Below are 17312 nucleotides of genomic sequence, written 5' to 3'. Positions count from 1 at the left end.
GAGAGTGAGGTCACTCATGGACCAGGCGCCCGGCAGTCCGCAGGAGCCGCAGGACGCGTCCGGCCTGCCCTGCTGTTATCGCCACCCGGACCGCGAGACGGGGATCCGCTGCACCCGCTGCGAGCGGCCGATCTGCCCGGAGTGCATGGTCAGCGCCTCGGTCGGCTTCCAGTGCCCGACGTGCGTACGCGAGGGCTCGGGCACCGGGCACGCGCCCTCGGCGAACCGGCCGCGCACCATCGCGGGCGGCGCCGTCGCCGCGGGCGATCCGCGGCTGATCACCAAGATCCTCATCGGGCTCAATGTCGCGGTGTTCGTGCTGGTGTCGGTGCGGCCGGAGCTGGTCAGCGAGCTGTTCCTGGTGGGCGGCGCCTCCTACTTCCCGTGGGGCGTCGCCAGCGGTGAGTGGTACCGCCTGGTCACGTCCATGTTCCTGCACGAGCAGATCTGGCACATCGCGTTCAACATGCTGGGGATCTGGTGGCTCGGCGGCCCGCTTGAGTCGGCGCTCGGCCGGGCGCGGTACGTGGCGCTGTATCTGCTCTCCGGGCTCGCCGGCAGCGCGCTGTCGTACCTGTTCTCCTCGCCGCTGCAGCCCTCGCTCGGTGCCTCCGGTGCGGTGTTCGGCCTGATGGGTGCGACGGCGGTGCTGATGCGCCGGCTCGACTACGACATGCGGCCGGTCCTCGCGCTGCTCGCGCTGAACATGGTCTTCACGTTCACCGTGCCCAACATCGCCTGGCAGGCGCACGTCGGCGGACTCGTCGCGGGCGTCGCCGTCGCGTACGGGCTCGTGCACGCGCCGAAGGAGCGGCGGGCCCTGGTGCAGTGGGCGACGTGCGGGCTGGTGCTGCTGCTCGTGCTCGGCACGGTGATCGTGCGGACCGCGCAGCTCGGCTGAGCGGTGCGAACCGAGCCGTTCGGTACCGGAAGTGGACCGAGCCGTTCGGTACCGGAAGCGGACCGAGCCGTTCGGTACCGGAAGTGGACGGTTGTGCACACGCTGTGGCCGAAGTTGTCCACAGCGTGTGGCGGATCTTGTGCACGCTGTGGGGAACAGCAGTGCCCCTTGTCGCTGACCTGGGTTTTCCCAGGAAGGACAAGGGGCGTGCGGGATTCCACAGGGCGCAGGCCCGGTCGTACCGGCGTCAACGCCACAGGGGTTATCCACAGATCTTCTGAGTTTTCCGCAGCTGTGGAAACGGCTGTGGATAACTCAGCGGACAGCTCGGGGCAGGGCTTGCGCGTCGCTGCCCGAGCACGGTACTAGCGCGCTACTTCCACTGCGTGGAGACGCCGAAGCCGGCCGCGATGAACCCGAAGCCCACCACGATGTTCCAGTTGCCGAGCGCCTCGACCGGGAGCTTCGTCTCCGTCACGTAGAAGACGACGATCCAGGCGAGGCCGATCAGGAACAGCGCCAGCATGACGGGGGCCACCCAGCCGCGGCTGGTCAGCTTGATGTTGGCCGCCTGCTTCGACGAAGGCGGCGGCGTGTAGTCGGCCTTCTTGCGGATACGTGACTTCGGCACGAGGGTTTCTCCTGTCGATGCGCTGCGTGGCCGCGCAGAGAACGGTTCGGCTGGCGCCGGGCGGGGACGACGATGGGGGAACGATGCTCTCCCCCAAGCGTCCGTTAGCGTAGTGCTTCCGCCGCGCCGTAAGGAGTAAGGGTACGTTGAGCAATTCTGCCGACTCCTCCGACGAGGCCACCAAGGCGCCTGGTCGCAGCCCTGGTCTGCGCCCCGTGCGGCTCCTCACGGCCGCCGTGTTCGCGCTCGCCGGGCTGATCTTCTTCACGAGCTTCAACACTGCCAAGGGTACGAACATCCGTACCGACGCGTCCCTGCTCAAGCTCTCCGACCTCATCCAGGAACGCAGCCACAAGAACGGCCTGCTCGACGAGGCCAACGGCGCCCTGCGCGAAGAGGTCGACGCCCTCGCCGAGCGGGACAACGGCAGCTCCGAGGCCGAGGAGGCCAAGCTCGACGCCCTGGAGAAGGACGCCGGCACGAAGAAGCTCAAGGGCGAGGCCGTCTCCGTCACCCTCACCGACGCACCCCCGGGCGCCACCGCGAAGCTCCCCGGCTACCCCGAGCCGCTCCCCAACGACCTGGTCATCCACCAGCAGGACCTGCAGGCCGTCGTCAACGCCCTGTGGAAGGGCGGCGCCAAGGGCATCAGGGTCATGGACCAGCGGCTGATCTCCACCAGCGCCGTCCGCTGCGTCGGCAACACCCTGATCCTCCAGGGCCGCGTCTACTCGCCCCCGTACAAGGTCACCGCCGTCGGCGAGCCCGAGAAGCTGCGGCAGGCGCTCGCCGCCTCGCCGGAGATCCAGAACTACATGCTGTACGTCAACGCCTACGGGCTCGGCTGGAAAGTCGACGAGCACCGGGCGATGACTCTTCCCGGCTACTCGGGCACAGTGGACCTCCACTACGCGAAGCCCGTGGAGTAGCCGCTCGGCGAGAGCCCTCTGGGAAGCGGCAGTTCGGGGAGGGGCCGGACCGTGTCGGTGCGAGTGCTCGTCAGGACGTTCAGCGAACTGTGCCTCACCATCGGCACGTTGATCGTGCTGTTCGTCGTGTACGTCCTGTTCTGGACCGGCGTGAAGGCCGACGGGGCGATGGACAGCCAGATCGAGCAGTTGCAGAGTGAGTGGGCCCAGGGGTCCGTCCCGGCCGGTGACGGCGCGAAGCCGGGTGACGGCGTGAAGCCCGGTGACGGTGCGAAGCCGGGGGACGGCGCGAAGCCCGGCGACGACGCGAAGCCCGGCGGCAGCGGTGACACCGAGTCGAGTCCGCCCGCCCCGGCCGCCTACGAGGACGGCAAGCCCTTCGCCGTCATGTACATCCCGCGGTTCGGTTTCACGTGGAACAAGCCCGTCCTCGAAGGCACGAAGACCGACACCCTCAAGAAGGGCCTCGGCCACTACGCCTCGACCGCGCAGCTCGGACAGCGCGGCAACTTCTCCGTCGCCGGCCACCGGCGCACGTACGGCGACCCGTTCAAGGACTTCCCCGAGCTGCGCCCCGGCGACCCGGTGGTCCTGACCGACGGCACCACCTGGTTCACGTACCGCATCGTCAACAAGCCCTACAAGACGCTGCCCACGGACATCGGCGTCATCGACCCGGTCCCCCGCAAGTCCGGCCTCGACGGACCCGGCCGTTACCTCACGCTTACGACCTGTGAGCCAGAGTGGGGCCACAGCCACCGGCTGATCGTCTGGGCGTACCTGGACGCGACCCAGCCGGTCGAGGAGGGGAAGCCCGAGGCATTGCGCAGCTGACCCACGTGCACCGGGCCCCGCCCCTTAGTCTGGTGGCGTAGGCCGACGGGCCGACCTGGCCATCGGGGCCACGGGCGTGGGAAGGGACTGCGGACAGCATGTACGGCTGGATCTGGCGGCATCTGCCGGGCAACACGTGGCTCAAAGCGCTGCTTTCGCTCGCCCTCGTGGTCGGGTTCGTCTTCCTCCTCTTCCAGTACGTCTTCCCGTGGGCGGAGCCGCTGCTGCCGTTCAACGACGTGACGGTGAACGAGGGCATGGGCGCGGGCTCCGTGAGCGGTCCGACGGGGGTGGCCCGGTGAGCGCGCGCATCCTCGTCGTCGACAACTACGACAGCTTCGTCTTCAACCTCGTCCAGTACCTCTACCAACTCGGCGCCGAGTGCGAGGTCCTGCGCAACGACGAGGTCGCCACCTCTCACGCTCAGGACGGTTTCGACGGCGTCCTGCTCTCGCCGGGGCCCGGCGCGCCCGAACAGGCCGGTGTCTGCGTCGACATGGTCCGGCACTGCGCGTCGACCGGCGTGCCGGTCTTCGGCGTCTGCCTCGGCATGCAGTCGATGGCCGTGGCGTACGGCGGGGTCGTGGACCGGGCGCCCGAGCTGCTGCACGGCAAGACGTCCCCCGTGGTCCACGACGGTGCCGGTGTCTTCGCCGGGCTGCCCTCGCCGTTCACCGCCACCCGCTACCACTCGCTCGCCGCGGAACCGGCGCAGGTGCCGGACGAGCTGCGCGTCACCGCGCGCACGGACGACGGCATCATCATGGGCCTCAGGCACCGTGAACTCCCGGTCGAGGGCGTGCAGTTCCACCCCGAGTCGGTCCTCACCGAGCACGGCCACCGGATGCTCGCCAACTGGCTGGTCGAGTGCGGTGACGCGGGGGCGGTGGCGCGATCGGCGGGGCTGGCCCCCGTCGTGGGCCGGGCCTCGGCGTGACTGCCACCCGCCCCGACCGCGAGTCGGGCGCCCCGTACGAGGATCCCGCGTACGGGGGCGCCGGTGCGTTCGAGGCGGCGGTCGACCGCATGGACGACCCGCTCAACGACCCACTGCCCGGCAGCCACCCGTCCCCTTGGTTCCGGCCGACGGGGACGGAGGAGCCGTACGAGGAGCCGTACGAGGAGTCGTACGAGGAGCCCGCGTCCTACGAAGTTCCTGAGACGTACGAGGCGCCCGCGTCCTACGAGGCGCCCGCCGAGCCCGTGCACAGCGAGCCCGTGCACAGCGAGCCCGTGCACAGCGAGCCCGTGCACAGCGAGCCTGTGGACGACAACGAGACCGTGGGCCTCCGTACCGCCGACACCCGGCGGGCCGCAGGCGACGGCGAGGCCGGGAGCGAGAGCGGGACCACGGACGCGAGCGAGGGCGCGGCCGATACGCCCGTGCCCGTGCCCGTGGGCGAGGGGCGGGCGGCGCGGCGCAGGGCGGCGCAGCAGGCCGCGCGGCGCGGCGGCGGTGGACGGCGCAGGCGCCCGACGGGTGCGGCGGGTGCGGCGGCGGCCGCGACGCCCGCGGCCAAGCCGGACGGCAAGCCGCTGTCCCGCGTCGAGGCCCGGCGGGCGGAACGTGCGAAGAGACCCAGTCCCGCGGTCGTGGCGAGCCGGGCCGTGGGTGAGGCGTTCATCTCCGTGGGCGTCCTGATGCTGCTGTTCGTCGCGTACCAGCTGTGGTGGACGAACGTGCGCGCGAGCCAGCAGGCGGGCCACGAGGCGAGCAGCTTGCAGGAGAGCTGGGCGAGCGGCAAGCGCGCGCCGGGCACCTTCGAACCGGGCCAGGGCTTCGCGATCATGCATATCCCGCGGCTCGACGTGGTCGTCCCCGTCGCCGAGGGCATCGACAAGGAACGTGTCCTGGACCGCGGCCTGGTCGGGCACTACGGCAAGGGCGCGCTGAAGACCGCGATGCCCAGCGCCAAGCAGGGCAACTTCGCCGTCGCAGGCCACCGCAACACCCACGGCGAACCGTTCCGCTACGTCAACCAGCTGGAGAAGGGCGACCAGATCGTCGTCGAGACCCAGGACAAGTACTACGTGTACGCGATGCAGAGCATCCTGCCGCAGACCAGCCCGAGCAACACCGGGGTCCTCGATCCCATCCCCAAGGGCTCGGGATTCACCGAACCGGGGCGGTACATCACGCTGACCACGTGCACCCCGGAGTTCACCAGTACCTATCGGATGATCGTCTGGGGCAAGATGGTCGAGGAACGGCCGCGCAGCAGAGGCAAGCCGGATGCGCTCGTTCGCTGACGGGACAGAACGAGCATGAGTACGGGGACGGGGCGGGAAGCCGTGGGAGCCACCACAGACGAGGACGAGCGCACCGGGAATCCACAGCCCGCGCCGCGGCGCCGCGCCCGGCGCGCCCGCCGCGGCCTCCCCGCCCGGCTCGCCGCGGCCGTCAGCGTCGCCGGTGAACTCCTCATCACCGCCGGCCTGATCCTCGGCCTGTTCGTCGTCTACTCCCTGTGGTGGACCAACGTCCAGGCCGACAAGGAGGCCCGCAAGCAGAGCGACGCGGTCCGCGACCGGTGGGCGGGCGGCCCCGGCGCCCTCGACACCAAGGACGGCATCGGCTTCCTGCACGTACCGGACATGAAGTCCGGCCAGATCCTGGTCAAGAAGGGCACGGACCCCAAGACCCTCAACGACGGCGTCGCCGGCTACTACACCAAGCCGGTCAAGTCGGCCCTGCCCGAGGACGGCAAGGGCAACTTCTCGCTCGCCGCCCACCGCGACGGCCACGGCGCCCAGTTCCACAACATCGACAAGCTCAAGGACGGCGACCCGATCGTCTTCGAGTCCAAGGACAAGTGGTACATCTACAAGGTCTACGCGAAGCTCGCCGAGACCTCGAAGTACAACGTGGACGTCCTCGACGAGGTCCCGAAGGAGTCCGGCAGGAAGAAGCCCGGCAGCTACATCACGCTCACCACGTGCACGCCGGTCTACACGTCCACGTACCGCTACATCGTGTGGGGTGAGCTGGACCGTATCGAGAAGGTCGACAACCAGCGGACCCCGCCGAAGGAACTCCGCTGACGGCTCTCCCGCAGCACCCCCGTACACCTCCGGTACTACGGTGAAAGACCCCCGCTTCCGTGCAGGAAGCGGGGGTCTTTCACCTCACCCGCGGCTCAGTCGCCCTCGCGGGCCGACCGTCCGCGCAGCTCAGTCGCCCTTGCGGTTGCTGAGGCCGGACGGGCCGCCGAAGATGCCGCCGCCGTCGTCCCCGCCGTTGCCTCCGCCGTCGCCCTGGCCGGGCATCGTCGTGAAGTTGACGGGCGTGTTGGCCGGCACCTGCGTGCCCGCGGGCGGGTCGGTCGTCACCACGAGTGCGTTCGGCTCGTCCGGGCCGCCCGTCACATTGCCGGGCGTGAGCCCCGCGTCCTGCAGCGCCTTACGGGCGTCCTTCAGCTTCTGGCCCGTCAGCGCCGGCACCGCCACCTGGTCGGGAGCCTTCGCCACGGTCAGCGTGACCGTCGACCCCGGAACGGCGTCCGTGTTGCCCTTCGGTGTCTGCTCGACGACCTGACCTGCGGGCACGTTGTCCTTCGGGACTTCCTGCGTGTCCACCTTGAAGCCGTTGGCCTCCAGCTGCCGCGTGGCCGCGTCCACCTGCTGGCCGACCACGTCGGGAACGGTCTTCTGCTCCTGCTCCTTGGCCACGGTCAGGGTGACGGTGGCGCCCTTGCGCAGCTCGGTGCCGGAGGACGGGTCCTGGTTGAGGACCTCACCCTCGGGTTCCGTGGACTCCTTCGGCACTTCCTTGATCTCGAAGTCCTTCAACGTCTTCCGGGCCTCGTCGATGTCGTCGCCGATGACGTTCGGCACGGCCACCTTCGGAGCGCCCGTCGACACGACCACGTCGATCGCGGTGAACTTGTCGACCTCGCCGGACTCCGGGCTCTGGCTGCAGATGTTGCCCTTCTCCTGGTCCTCGCACGGCTTGCGGTCGACGGACAGCTTCAGGTCGGCGTTCTTGGCGCGCTGCTCCGCCTCGTCGAGGCTGATGCCCACCAGGTTCGGCACCGGCACCTGGTCGTCGCCGGTGTTCCCGCCGCCGCCGAAGACCTCCTTGCCGATGAGGATCGCGCCGACCAGGACGAGCAGGCCCGCCAGGATCAGCAGGATCGTCGACGTGGTGCCCTTGCGCTGGCCACCGCGGCGCGGCGGGCGGTCGTCGTACCCGTAACCGCCGTCGTCCGGGTTGACCGGCGGCAGCATCGACGTCTGGCCGCCGCCCCCGTTCTGCGGGCGCAGCATCGTCGTCTGCTGGTCGTCGGGGTGACCGCCGCCGTACCCGACGGCGCCGAGCGCCGCCGTCGCCGCGACCGGCTGCCCGTCCAGACAGGCCTCGATGTCGGCCCGCATCTCGTCCGCCGACTGGTACCGGTAGTCCGGGTCCTTCACCAGTGCCCGCAGCACGATCGCGTCCATCTCGGGCGTGATCTCGGGGTCGTACGTGCTGGGCGGCTGCGCCTCTTCCCGTACGTGCTGGTAGGCGACCGCGACCGGCGAGTCACCGACGAACGGCGGCCGCACGGTGAGGAGTTCGTACAGCAGGCAGCCCGTCGAGTACAGGTCGCTGCGCGCGTCGACCTGCTCGCCCTTGGCCTGCTCCGGCGACAGGTACTGCGCGGTGCCGATCACGGCTGCGGTCTGCGTCATCGTCATCCCGGAGTCGCCCATCGCGCGGGCGATGCCGAAGTCCATGACCTTGACCTGGCCGTTGCGCGTCAGCATGACGTTCGCGGGCTTGATGTCGCGGTGCACGATGCCGGCGCGGTGCGAGTACTCCAGCGCCTGCAGGATGCCGATGGTCATCTCCATGGCCCGCTCGGGCAGCAACTTCCGCCCGGAGTGCAGGAGTTCACGGAGCGTGGAGCCGTCGACGTACTCCATCACGATGTACGGGATGGAGACCCCGGCGCCGCCGCCGTTGTCGTAGACCATGTCCTCGCCGGTGTCGTAGACCGCGACGATGGCCGGATGATTGAGCGAGGCGGCGGACTGGGCCTCACGGCGGAACCGGGCCTGGAACGACGGATCGCGGGCGAGGTCCGCCCGCAGCGTCTTCACGGCGACGGTGCGGCCGAGGCGGGTGTCATGGGCGAGGTAGACCTCCGCCATGCCACCACGACCGAGCACCTGGCCCAGCTCGTACCGGCCGCCGAGGCGACGCGGCTCTTCCATAGCTACCTACCAGCCCTCTCCGTCAGTCCCGACCGCACCCATGTGTGGTCCGGCGGTGTGCTGTCCCGGGATACCGTACCGGCCCGTCCGAGCATGATTTCGCCGCAAGCGTCACCTGATACCGGACCGGTACCGCCGTGACCGACGTCACTTCCGCTGTCATTTCTTGCTGTCGATGACTGCCTTCATGACGTTCTTCGCGATCGGGGCGGCCAGGCCACCACCGGAGATATCGCCGCGGTCGGCGTCGCTGTCCTCGACGACCACGGCGACCGCCACCGGGGAGCCGCCGTCCGGATTCTTCGCGTAACTGATGAACCAGGCGTAAGGCTTCTCACTGTTGTCGACGCCATGCTGGGCCGTGCCCGTCTTGCCACCGACGGTGACATTCGGGATCTGCGCATTGGTTCCGGTGCCCTGCTCGACGACCGTCTCCATCATGTCCTGCAGCTTCTGCGCGTTCGCCTTCGACAGCGGCTCGCTCATCTTCTTCGGATCGTGCTTCTCGATCACGTCCAGATTCGGCGCCTGCAGATTGTCGATCATGTACGGCTCCATCAGCGTGCCGTCGTTCGCGACCGCCGACGCGACCATCGCCATCTGCAGCGGCGTCGCCGCCGTCTCGAACTGGCCGATCGAGCTCAGCGCGGTCTGCGGCCGGTCCATCTCCTTCGGGAACACCGACGCCGACGAACGCACCGGGACGAACTGCTCCTCGTTGAAGCCGAACTTCTCCGCCGTCTCCCGCATCTTGTCCTTGCCGAGATCCGAACCGATCTTGCCGAAGACCGTGTTGCAGGACACCCGCAGCGCCTCGCGGAGCGTGGCGTTCCTGCAGGGGATCGGGCCCTCGTTCACCAGCTCCGTGTTCGTGTTCGGCAACGTCCACGGCAGCGGCGAATCCGTCTTCTCGTCCGGGTCGTCGTACAGCCCGTGCTCCAGGGCCGCCGCGGCCGTCACCACCTTGAACGTCGAACCCGGCGGGTACGTCTCGCGCAGCGCCCGGTTCAGCATCGGCTTGTCCGGGTCCTGCTCAAGCCGCTGCCAGGCCTTCGAGTCGTCGGCGCTGTTGCCCGCGAACACCGACGGGTCGTAGGACGGGGTCGAGGCGAGCGCCAGGATCGCGCCCGTCGACGGGTCGATCGCCGCGACGGCGCCCTTCTTCTTGCCGAGGCCCTCGAACGCGGCCTTCTGCGCCCGGGCGTTCAGCGTGGTGACGACATTGCCGCCGCCCTGCTTCTTGCCGGTGATCATGTCGAGGGTGCGGCGGAAGAACAGCCGGTCGTCGTGGCCGGTGAGGATCTCGTCCTCCAGCGACTCGATCTGCGTCGCCCCGAACGCCTGCGACGCGAAACCGGTCACCGGCGACCACATCTCGCCGTTCTTGTACGTCCGCTTGTAAGCGAAGTCACTCCCGGTCGTCGGCGCGGAACCCGTGATCGGCTTCTCCCCGACGATGATGTCGCCACGCTTCTGCGCGTACCGCTCGATCAGCACACGACGGTTCTTCTCATGCGTACGCAGCTCGTCCGCCGACACGTACTGCAGCCAGTTGTCCCGCAGCAGCAGCGACAGCATGAGCAGCCCGCAGAAGATCGCGATCCGGCGCAGGGGCTTGTTCACGGCCGCACCACCTGGGTCATCTCGGCATCGGGATTCGGCGCCGGCGCGGGGGCGGGACGGCGGGCCGTGTCACTGACGCGGACCAGGAGACCGACCAGCGCCCAGTTCGCGATGACCGACGAACCACCCGCCGCGAGGAACGGCATCGTCATACCGGTCAGCGGGATCAGCCCCATGACGCCACCGGCGACGACGAAGATCTGCAGCGCGAACGCACCGGAAAGCCCCACCGCGAACAGCTTGCCGAACGGGTCCCGCGCGGCCAGCGCCGTCCGCACGCCCCGCTCGATCAGCAGCGCGTACAGCAGCAGGAACGCCATCACACCCGCGAGCCCCAACTCCTCGCCGACGGTGGCGAAGATGAAGTCCGCGTTGGCGGCGAAGCCGATCAGGTCCGAGTGGCCCTGCCCCAGGCCCGTACCGAGCACACCGCCCGACCCGAACGACATGATCGACTGGCCGATCTGCTGACAGGCGTTCGACGTGTCATAGCACGCGAAGGGGTCCAGCCAGGCGTTCACTCGCGCTTCCACATGGCTCGCGAACGAGGCCACACCCACGGCGCCCGCCGCGGACATGCCCAGGCCGATCACGATCCAGCTCGTCCGCTCCGTCGCCACGTACAGCATGATCACGAACATGCCGAAGAACAGCAGCGACGTACCCAAGTCGTTCTCGAAGATCAGGATGAGCAGGCTCATCGCCCAGATCACCAGGATCGGGCCGAGGTCACGGCCGCGCGGCAGGTAGAGCCCCAGGAAACGACGGCTCGCGAGCGCCAGCGCATCGCGCTTCACCATCAGATAGCCGGCGAAGAACACCGCGATCACGATCTTCGCGAACTCACCGGGCTGAATGGAGAACCCGCCGATCCGGATCCAGATCTTCGCACCGAACTGGTCCGTCCCGAGCCCCGGAACGAGCGGCAGCAGCAGCAGCACCAGCGCCACGACCATCGAGATGTACGTGAAACGCTGCAGGATCCGGTGATCCTTCATGATCAGCATCACCACCACGAACAGGGCGATGCCGAGCGCCGAATACATCAGCTGGTTCGGAGCGGCCGGGTTGAACGCGCCGAACGCGTTCTTCTGCAGCTGCTGCAGCCGGTCCGACTGGTCGAGCCGCCAGATCAGCACCAGGCCGAGCCCATTGAGCAACGTGGCCAACGGCAGCAGCAGCGGATCCGCGTACGGCGCGAACTTCCGCACCACCAAGTGCCCGACCGCCGCGAGCAGTCCGAGCCCGAGCCCGTACCCGAGCATGCCCGTCGGCATCTCGTCGTTCATGGCGAGGCCCACATTGGCGTACGCGAAAACCGGGATGACCACGGCGAAGACCAGCAGCGCCAGCTCGGTGTTACGGCGGCTCGGCGCCCCGATCGCTCCAATGGTGGACGTGTGTGTCGTACTGCTCATGGCTAGGAATGCCCCCTGCGCCTACTGCTGACCGGCGGTCGCGCTGCCGCGTGGGGTCGGTGACGTCGTGCTCTGGTCGGTGGCGGCGCCCTCGCCGTCCTTGCTCGTGCCGGAGGTCCCCGCGCCGGAGGTCCCCGCGCCGGGGGTCCCCGTGCCCGGGATCTTCGTGCCGGGGGTCTTCGTGCCGGAGGTGCCGCCCGCCTCGCCCTCACCGGTCGCGGTGTTCGACTCCTCCTCCGCCTTGCGCTGCTGCGCCTCCCGGCAGTCCGCCGTCAGCTCGGAGATCTTCCGGCGGGCGTCCTCAAGGGTCGTCGGGTCGAGGCCCTGCTCCTCCAGCCGGGTGCGCTGGAAACTCGGCAGGCAGGTCAGCTCGACCTCCGGGTGCTCCTCCTCAAGCTCCGACAGGTTCACCCAGCCCAAGTCCTGGTTGATGCCCCGGTACAGGGCCAGGTGTCCGTCCTTCGCCCCCACGTAGTACTGCGTCTGCGTCCAGTAGTACGCCCCGTACAGGCCGCCGCCGACGACCGCGAGCGCCAGCGCGATCAGCAGCGAACGCTTGATCCACTTCCCGCGGCGCCGCGGCTTGACGAAGTCCTCCTCCATGTACGCACCGAACGAACCGTCCGGGACGTACGCGTCGGGCTCCGCCGACCCGGGCGGGCCGAAGCCCCCCGTCGGCTGCGGCGGCACCGGCCGGCCGAGGCCGGCGGCACGGCCCGCGGGCGTCTGCATCGCGCCGTTGTCGTTCGGCTGCAGCTGGTTCTCGGCGACCGCGCCCACCACGACCGGCGTGTCCACGAGCTGGCCCGCCATGGTGTCACCGCTGTCGATGTCCAGGACGTCCGCGACGATCACCGTCACGTTGTCCGGACCGCCGCCGCGCAGCGCCAGCTGGATCAGCTCCTGCACGGTGTCCTGCGGACCCTGGTAGCTGGCGAGGGTCTCCTCCATCGTCTGGTGCGACACCACACCGGAGAGGCCGTCGGAACAGATCAAGTACCGGTCGCCCGCGCGGACTTCACGGATCGACAGATCCGGCTCGACATGGTCGCCGCTGCCCAGCGCCCGCATCAGGAGCGACCGCTGCGGGTGCGTGGTCGCCTCCTCCTCGGTGATCCGGCCCTCGTCGACGAGGCGCTGCACCCAGGTGTGGTCCTGCGTGATCTGCGTCAGCACACCGTCGCGGAGCAGATACGCCCGCGAGTCGCCGACGTGCACCAGACCGAGCCGCCGGCCCGTCCACAGCAGGGCGGTGAGCGTCGTGCCCATGCCCTCCAGCTGCTGGTCCTCCTCGACCATCACGCGCAGCTGGTCGTTCGCCCGCTGCACGGCGTCGCCCAGCGAGGTCAGAATGTCCGAACCCGGCACGTCGTCGTCGAGCTGCACGAGCGTGGAGATCACCTCGGAGCTCGCGACCTCACCGGCCGCCTGACCGCCCATGCCGTCGGCGATCGCGAGCAGCCGCGGACCGGCGTAACCCGAGTCCTCGTTCCCCTCCCGGATCATTCCCTTGTGCGATCCGGCGGCGAAGCGCAGAGACAGACTCATGCGCACCTCGCCCGTCGGCTCCGGGTACATCCGCACGGTGCCCACCCTCCGGTCGGGAGCGTGCTCGGGCCCGTCGTGGGGGCCGCGTCGGCTCGCTCGCTCCGCTCGCGCTTATTCATGACGTAGCACTACTTCCGCAGCTCGATGACGGTCTTGCCGATGCGGATCGGCGCACCGAGAGGCACGGGCGTCGGAGTGGTCAGCCGGGTCCGGTCGAGATACGTGCCGTTCGTGGACCCGAGATCCTCCACGATCCACTGACCGTCGCGGTCCGGGTAGATCCTGGCATGCCTGCTCGACGCGTAGTCGTCGTCCAGAACGATCGTCGAATCGTGCGCACGGCCCAGCGTGATCGTCTGCCCCTGCAGCGCCACCGTCGTACCCGTCAGCGTGCCCTCGGACACCACGAGCTTCGACGGCGCACCGCGGCGCTGCCGCCCCCCGCCGCTCTGCTGCCGGGGCGCCGCCGGCGCCGCCTGCTGGCGGCCCTGCGGACGCGCCTCACCGCCGCGGCGCGAACCGCGCTGCGTGACGCGCGTACCGAACAGGTCGCTGCGGATGACCTGGACGGCCACGATCACGAACAGCCACAGGACGGCCAGAAAACCCAGCCGCATGACCGTCAGGGTCAGCTCTGACATTGCCCCCGCTTCACCCTTCGGCTTGCCGGTAAATGATGGTGGTGCTGCCCACGACGATCCGCGAGCCGTCGCGGAGCGTAGCGCGGGTGGTGTGCTGCCCGTCCACCACGATGCCGTTGGTGGACCCGAGATCCTGGATCGTCGAGGGCGTTCCGGTCCGGATCTCACAGTGCCGGCGCGATACGCCGGGATCGTCAATCCGTACATCAGCGTCGGTGCTGCGGCCGAGGACCATCGTCGGCCGCGAGATCTGGTGCCGCGTGCCGTTGATCTCGATCCAACGCCGCGTCTGCGCGCCCGGCAGCGGACCCGAGGGCCCCTGCCCGCGCGCCTGCGGCCCACGGCCCGCACCGGGCGGCGGAGCCGACGGCATCGGCGGCGCACCCGCGGGCGCAGCCGCCGGAGCGTTCGCCGCGGGCGGGTAGCCGTAGCCACCGCCGCGCTGCTCACCGGCGGGAGCCCCAGCGGGACCGGCCGGCGACTGGGACGAACTCGACGCCAGCGTCCGGCTCCGGACCCGGTACAGACCGGTGTCCAGATCGTCGGCCTTCTCCAGATGGACCTTGATCGGTCCCATGAAGGTGTACCGCTGCTGCTTCGCGTAGTCCCGGACCATCCCGGAGAGCTCGTCCCCGAGCTGGCCCGAGTACGGACTCAGCCGCTCGTAGTCGGGAGCGCTCAGCTCCACGATGAAGTCGTTGGGCACGACGGTCCGCTCGCGATTCCAGATCGTGGCGTTGTTGTCGCACTCACGTTGCAGCGCACCAGCGATCTCGACCGGCTGGACCTCGGACTTGAACACCTTGGCGAAGGTGCCGTTGACCAGACCTTCGAGTCGCTGTTCGAACTTCTTCAGGACTCCCATGGGCACCTCCTCCGGTCGTCATCATCCTGGTACTGCTTACTGATCGTATCCACGCGCCGGGAAATCGGCTGGTTCCCCTTCTCTGGCCTGCGGATGGGTGTCGCCTCTCACATGTCCCCGTCCATGCGGTTCACACGTCCGGTCGACGTGCTCCACATGTCCAGGCACATATGCCCAGGTCCAAGCGCTCCGCATGTCCTCGGCCACGTGCTTCCACATGGCCATGTCCACGTGCCGCACGTGTCCAAGCGCACTCCAAGTCCACGTGCTCGGCCTGTGCTCGTCCGCGGGCATCCACTTGCTTCTGCCCGCGCACTCCCACACCGGATCGTAGAGGCGGCCCTGAGCCAGTGTCCCGCACCTGGGGGGCTGGGGGCTTTGCCTGTGGATAACCGGGGGAGAGGGGGGCGGGTGGGGGGCAGGGGTTTGGGTCTGCTTGGGCTCGTGGGGCTTGGGGGCTTGGCTTCGTGGGGGCTTGGGCTGGGTGCGGGTGCGGGTGCGGGTGCGGACGGGCGGGTGGTGTGGGACGGGCGGTTGGTGTGGGAGGTGGTGGTGGGGTGCTGAGGTGTGGGTGAGGGGTGCTGCTGGTTCGGTGGGGCGCCTGGCGGTGTGGTGACGAGGCGTCGGGCCTGGCCGGTGTGCCTGCGGAGTGGTCCGCCGCAGGTCCGGGGCCTGCGGGGGCTCATCGGGCGTCGGCTGGCGCTGCTTCGAATGGATGTGAATCCACCCTCCGCAGCGTGCTAGTCTTCTGGATGTCGGCAGGCGAACGCGGCAAGCGAAAGCCAGGCGACACACCCAATGCGCGGGTGGCGGAATAGGCAGACGCGCTGGATTCAGGTTCCAGTGCCCGCAAGGGCGTGGGGGTTCAACTCCCCCCTCGCGCACAAGTCAGAAGCCCCGCAGGTCATCGACCTGCGGGGCTTCTGCTATGCCTCCCGGCAGTTCGGCCTCTCGACGGCAGCTCGGGGGTCTTGTTCCGAGGCTCGGCGACCCGGTGGGAAGACGTGCTGAAGCTCACATCTGTCGCGGCCATGCTGTGAGGTGTGGAAGCCGGCATTCCGGAGTTATCCACAGGCCCTGACGGTCTCCGCACCCCGGCGGTACCGTCGTTCCCGTCGAGGCCACACGGCCCGACAACGGCGGCAAACACCGGGGGAGGCGGTCCACATGACCGAACTGGACACGGCAGTACGGGACGCGGGTGCAGGAGACCCGGAAGCACAGGGGACCGCAGCGCCCGAGCACCACACATCGCCCGAGCGCCAGACATCGCCCGAGCGCCAGACATCAACCGCGCACCACAAAGTGCCCGACCAGCCCGGCGCCGAACCCCGACGCCTCCCCCACGTACCCGGCTTCGCCCAGTGGGCCGGCGAAGAATCCCCGAAGCGCGCCGGCAAAGCACTGCGCACCCGCGTACCCCGCTCCACGCACGCCCAGCCGGCCCCCGACTCCGAAAGCCGCCCCGACGCCGTCACCGCAGTCCAGGAGTCCAACCACGGGCGGCTCCCCGAACTCACGCCCATCCGCGTCGGCAGGATGGCCGCCACCCCCTTCGCGTTCCTGCGCGGCTCCGCCGGCCTCATGGCGTACGACCTCGCCCACACCCCCGCCACCGGCATCGGCGCCCAGATATGCGGAGACGCCCACGCGGCCAACTTCGGCCTCTACGGCGACGCACGCGGCGAACTCGTCATCGACCTCAACGACTTCGACGAAACCGTCCACGGCCCCTGGGAATGGGACCTCAAACGCCTCGCCACCTCCCTCGTCCTCGCCGGACGCGAAGCAGGCGCAAGCGAAGATGTGTGCCGCACCGCCGCCCACGACGCCGTAGGCGCCTACCGGCGCACCATGCGACTCCTCGCCCGACTCCCCGCCCTCGACGCCTGGAACGCCATCGCCGACGAAGAACTCGTCTCCCACACCGACGCCCACGACCTGCTCGGCACCCTCGAACGCGTCGCGGAGAAAGCACGCAACAACACCAGCGGCCGCTTCGCCGCCAAGTCCACCGAATCCCTCACCGACGGCAGCCGACGCTTCGTCGACGCCCCACCCGTACTGCGTCGCATACCCGACGCCGAAGCAGCCGCAGTCGCCCAAGGCCTCGCCGCGTACCTGACCACACTGTCCGAAGACCGGCTCCCGCTCGTCGCCCGGTACGCGATCCAGGACGTCGCCTTCCGGGTCGTCGGCACCGGCAGCGTCGGCACCAGGTCGTACGTCGTGCTGCTCCAGGACCACCGCGGCGAACCACTCGTCCTGCAGGTCAAGGAAGCACGACCGTCGACGCTGCTGCCCCACCTGCCCGCCATCGGCTTCAAGGCGCCCGCCGTCCCGCACGAAGGACGCCGCGTAGTCCTCGGACAGAAACGCATGCAAGTCGTCAGCGACATACTCCTCGGCTGGACCACCGTCGACGGACGGCCGTTCCAAGTAAGGCAGTTCAGAAACAGAAAGGGCAGCGTCGACCCGGCCGCGCTCGCCGCCGACCAGGTCGACGACTACGGCCGCATGACCGGCGCACTCCTCGCCCGTGCCCACGCACACAGCGCCGACCCGCGCCTCATAGCCGGTTACTGCGGGAAGAACGAGGAACTGGACGAGGCGATCGCCGGCTTCGCCGTGTCCTACGCCGACCGCACGGAAGCCGACCACGCACGGCTCGTCGCGGGGATCCAGGAGGGGCGGATCGGGGCCGAGCTGGGGGTTTGAGGGCGGCT

15 protein-coding genes and 1 tRNA gene are annotated in these 17312 nt (G+C 69.3%); 9 read left to right on the top strand and 7 right to left on the bottom strand.

The features are described from left to right. Positions 1–16 precede the first annotated feature (16 nt). Positions 17–901, top strand: coding sequence for a rhomboid family intramembrane serine protease (locus QIS99_RS01000; protein ID WP_282509366.1), 885 nt, complete (start codon positions 17–19; stop codon positions 899–901). Positions 902–1274: 373 nt separating this feature from the next. On the opposite strand, the gene crgA is transcribed toward QIS99_RS01000, so the two are convergent. After that, positions 1275–1532, bottom strand: coding sequence for a cell division protein CrgA (gene crgA / locus QIS99_RS00995; protein ID WP_282509364.1), 258 nt, complete (start codon positions 1530–1532; stop codon positions 1275–1277). A gap of 146 nt (positions 1533–1678) precedes the next feature. Between crgA and QIS99_RS00990 the strand changes: the two genes are divergently transcribed. The 6 genes from QIS99_RS00990 to QIS99_RS00965 all read left to right on the top strand — a co-directional run bounded on the left by QIS99_RS00990 (position 1679) and on the right by QIS99_RS00965 (position 6337). Then, positions 1679–2461 carry a DUF881 domain-containing protein gene (locus QIS99_RS00990; RefSeq protein ID WP_282509362.1) on the top strand — a complete coding sequence of 261 codons (783 nt, stop codon included), beginning with the start codon at positions 1679–1681 and terminating at the stop codon, positions 2459–2461. 57 nt (positions 2462–2518) lie between these two features. Then, positions 2519–3295 (top strand): class E sortase, encoded by a 777-nt coding sequence (locus tag QIS99_RS00985; protein WP_282509889.1) that lies wholly within the window; start codon positions 2519–2521, stop codon positions 3293–3295. Positions 3296–3393: 98 nt separating this feature from the next. Beyond that, complete coding sequence (locus QIS99_RS00980) at positions 3394–3597, top strand: hypothetical protein (RefSeq protein ID WP_282509360.1); 204 nt, start codon at positions 3394–3396, stop codon at positions 3595–3597. Next, complete coding sequence (locus QIS99_RS00975; RefSeq protein WP_282509358.1) at positions 3594–4232, top strand: aminodeoxychorismate/anthranilate synthase component II; 639 nt, start codon at positions 3594–3596, stop codon at positions 4230–4232. The genes QIS99_RS00980 and QIS99_RS00975 overlap by 4 nt, the downstream gene beginning before the upstream one ends. Further along, positions 4229–5545: a class E sortase gene (locus tag QIS99_RS00970; RefSeq protein ID WP_282509356.1), complete on the top strand. Its 1317-nt coding sequence runs from the start codon at positions 4229–4231 to the stop codon at positions 5543–5545. Before QIS99_RS00975 ends, QIS99_RS00970 begins: the two co-directional genes overlap by 4 nt. A gap of 42 nt (positions 5546–5587) precedes the next feature. After that, complete coding sequence (locus QIS99_RS00965) at positions 5588–6337, top strand: class E sortase (protein WP_282509354.1); 750 nt, start codon at positions 5588–5590, stop codon at positions 6335–6337. A 129-nt stretch (positions 6338–6466) separates the two neighbouring features. Here QIS99_RS00965 and pknB read toward each other — a convergent pair whose 3' ends face one another. From pknB to QIS99_RS00935, 6 genes are all read right to left on the bottom strand, one after another. Next, complete coding sequence (pknB, locus tag QIS99_RS00960; RefSeq protein WP_282509353.1) at positions 6467–8491, bottom strand: Stk1 family PASTA domain-containing Ser/Thr kinase; 2025 nt, start codon at positions 8489–8491, stop codon at positions 6467–6469. Positions 8492–8650: 159 nt separating this feature from the next. Beyond that, positions 8651–10114 carry a peptidoglycan D,D-transpeptidase FtsI family protein gene (locus QIS99_RS00955; RefSeq protein WP_282509351.1) on the bottom strand — a complete coding sequence of 488 codons (1464 nt, stop codon included), beginning with the start codon at positions 10112–10114 and terminating at the stop codon, positions 8651–8653. Next, positions 10111–11532 (bottom strand): FtsW/RodA/SpoVE family cell cycle protein, encoded by a 1422-nt coding sequence (locus tag QIS99_RS00950; RefSeq protein ID WP_282509349.1) that lies wholly within the window; start codon positions 11530–11532, stop codon positions 10111–10113. Before QIS99_RS00950 ends, QIS99_RS00955 begins: the two co-directional genes overlap by 4 nt. A gap of 21 nt (positions 11533–11553) precedes the next feature. After that, entirely contained in the window at positions 11554–13080 is a 1527-nt protein-coding gene (locus tag QIS99_RS00945; protein WP_282509346.1) for a Stp1/IreP family PP2C-type Ser/Thr phosphatase, read from the bottom strand. A gap of 128 nt (positions 13081–13208) precedes the next feature. Then, positions 13209–13721 (bottom strand): FHA domain-containing protein FhaB/FipA, encoded by a 513-nt coding sequence (locus QIS99_RS00940; protein WP_282509345.1) that lies wholly within the window; start codon positions 13719–13721, stop codon positions 13209–13211. A 10-nt stretch (positions 13722–13731) separates the two neighbouring features. After that, positions 13732–14586, bottom strand: coding sequence for an FhaA domain-containing protein (locus QIS99_RS00935; protein WP_282509344.1), 855 nt, complete (start codon positions 14584–14586; stop codon positions 13732–13734). 800 nt (positions 14587–15386) lie between these two features. On the opposite strand from QIS99_RS00935, the gene QIS99_RS00930 reads away from it, so the two are divergent. Together QIS99_RS00930 and QIS99_RS00925 are read left to right on the top strand one after the other, a co-directional pair. Continuing rightward, positions 15387–15470 (top strand) — tRNA-Leu (locus QIS99_RS00930). A 283-nt stretch (positions 15471–15753) separates the two neighbouring features. After that, positions 15754–17304, top strand: coding sequence for a DUF2252 domain-containing protein (locus tag QIS99_RS00925; RefSeq protein WP_282509343.1), 1551 nt, complete (start codon positions 15754–15756; stop codon positions 17302–17304). The last annotated feature ends 8 nt before the right edge of the window (positions 17305–17312 follow it).

This window comes from Streptomyces solicavernae, from assembly GCF_029968095.1.
Classification (GTDB): Bacteria; Actinomycetota; Actinomycetes; order Streptomycetales; family Streptomycetaceae; genus Streptomyces; species Streptomyces solicavernae.
The sequence above is the reverse complement of the archived record's forward strand: the minus strand, read 5'-3'. Positions and strand labels throughout refer to the sequence as shown.

Coding starts and splice junctions, on each gene's coding strand:
- QIS99_RS00925 (WP_282509343.1), top strand. CDS start 15,754: ATGACCGAACTGGACACGGCAGTACGGGACGCGGGTGCAGGAGACCCG.
- QIS99_RS00945 (WP_282509346.1), bottom strand. CDS start 13,080: ATGAGTCTGTCTCTGCGCTTCGCCGCCGGATCGCACAAGGGAATGATC.
- QIS99_RS00935 (WP_282509344.1), bottom strand. CDS start 14,586: ATGGGAGTCCTGAAGAAGTTCGAACAGCGACTCGAAGGTCTGGTCAAC.
- QIS99_RS01000 (WP_282509366.1), top strand. CDS start 17: ATGGACCAGGCGCCCGGCAGTCCGCAGGAGCCGCAGGACGCGTCCGGC.
- pknB (WP_282509353.1), bottom strand. CDS start 8,491: ATGGAAGAGCCGCGTCGCCTCGGCGGCCGGTACGAGCTGGGCCAGGTG.
- QIS99_RS00980 (WP_282509360.1), top strand. CDS start 3,394: ATGTACGGCTGGATCTGGCGGCATCTGCCGGGCAACACGTGGCTCAAA.
- QIS99_RS00950 (WP_282509349.1), bottom strand. CDS start 11,532: ATGAGCAGTACGACACACACGTCCACCATTGGAGCGATCGGGGCGCCG.
- QIS99_RS00940 (WP_282509345.1), bottom strand. CDS start 13,721: ATGTCAGAGCTGACCCTGACGGTCATGCGGCTGGGTTTTCTGGCCGTC.